This window comes from Peptococcaceae bacterium 1198_IL3148, from assembly GCA_036763105.1.
Lineage (GTDB): Bacteria > Bacillota > Desulfotomaculia > Desulfotomaculales > Desulfohalotomaculaceae > JBAIYS01.
Map to the genome: position 1 here is coordinate 1 of JBAIYS010000033.1, position 1,651 is coordinate 1,651.

Consider the following 1,651-nt stretch of genomic DNA (forward strand, 5'->3'; position numbering starts at 1 on the left):
GTCTTAGGAGATGTTGAAAGTGGCTGAAATAGATTATATCAGGTTTTTAGCTAATACAAAAGGGTTGTCCTATGCTGAAATTGCAAGGCAGCTGGGTGTAGATCCTAGAACAGTCAAGAAATATGTAGAAAAAGAAGATTGGAACAGTGAAGGTTATGTCCAGCAAAGAAAAGCTAGGGTAATGGACCCTGTCAAACCAATTATTGATCAGTGGTTAATGGAGGATCTAAGAAAGAATAAACAGTACAGACGGACTGCTAAAAGAATATATGATATTCTTCACAGCGAACATAATTTCCAAGGTTCGTACCGCAGCGTTAGAGCTTATGTGAGCAAAAAGAAAAAAGAGTTGTTAGAAGATAAAAATGGCTACCTGCCATTGGAAGCCAAGCCTGGTACAGCTCAAGTAGATTTTGGTGAAACACCGTTTAAGTATAAAGGTCAAGAAGTTAAATTATCATACTTGGTTTTGTCCTTCCCGTATAGCAATAGTTTCTACTTCCAAGTGTTTAAAGGACAGAACAAAGAATGCTTTTTAGAAGGATTAAAAAGAATATTTAATCATTTGGGTGGTGTACCAAAAACTATTAGATTTGATAATCTCTCACCGGCAGTAAAAAAAGTTCTAGCCAATGGCGAGAGGGAGCTAACAGAAGACTTTTACAAATTTGCTTTTCATTATGGATTTAACTACGAGTTTTGTAACCCTCGTAGTGGGCACGAAAAGGGTCACTGCGAGGTAATGGTCAAATATATTCGGAACAACTTTCTTTTGCCAGAACCATGTATTAACGATTTAGAAGTGTACAACCAGTCTTTATGGCAAATAGCTGAAGAGGATCGACAACGACCACACTACAAGAAAGGAACACTAATTGCTGATCTATTTACCGATGATAAAGAACAGTTATTAATGTTGCCAGCCAAAGAGTATGAAGTTTGCCATTATGTACAGGCGAAGGCAGATAAGTATGGCAAAATTAATTTAGATAAAAAATTATACTCTACTTCCCCACGCTACGCTAGAAGCAATGTGTTATTGAGAGTTACCTACAACCGAGTAGAAATACTGGATGGCAACTATCAGGTAGTGGTTGCACATGACCGACTTTATGGCCAAAAAAAGGAATCAATGAAATGGCAGCCATACTTGTCATTAATGGCAAAAAGGCCAATGGCTTTAAAGTACACCAGTTTCTATGACCAACTGCCAATAGAATCGCAACAATATTTTGGCCATTGTACGAAAGAGGAAAAACAAGAGACATTAAGACTTTTGGCAACTTTGCTAAAAGAAAGTGACATAAATGTTGCCACCAAGGCGCTAATTACTGCTTCTGAATATGGGCATCCAACACCGGACACTATTAAACAGATGTTTATTCAAATTGTGCAAGGTCGGGGTTTAAAGAAACCACTTAACCTAAGAGCAACCATACCAGCCATGCATCCTGTCACTCGAGATCTAAATAGATATGATCATTTTATGGAAAGGGGTGTAGCGTATGAAGGAACTGATTAAGGCCTATGCCAAGCGTTTAAAATTAAGTTGGATACCGCTAAATTACCATGAAGTAAAGGCTGATACTTACGAGGAATACCTTGTAAAACTGTTCGAATATGAGGTAAAGCAACGGGATGAAAGAAGAAT

At 37.9% G+C, this 1,651-nt stretch carries 1 protein-coding gene; it reads left to right on the top strand.

Annotated features, from left to right (window positions below; genetic code table 11):
- Positions 1 to 19 precede the first annotated feature (19 nt).
- Positions 20 to 1,522, top strand: a complete 1,503-nt coding sequence (gene istA, locus V6C27_14740) for an IS21 family transposase (GenBank protein MEG6617649.1) — start codon at positions 20 to 22, stop codon at positions 1,520 to 1,522.
- Positions 1,523 to 1,651: the final 129 nt, after the last annotated feature.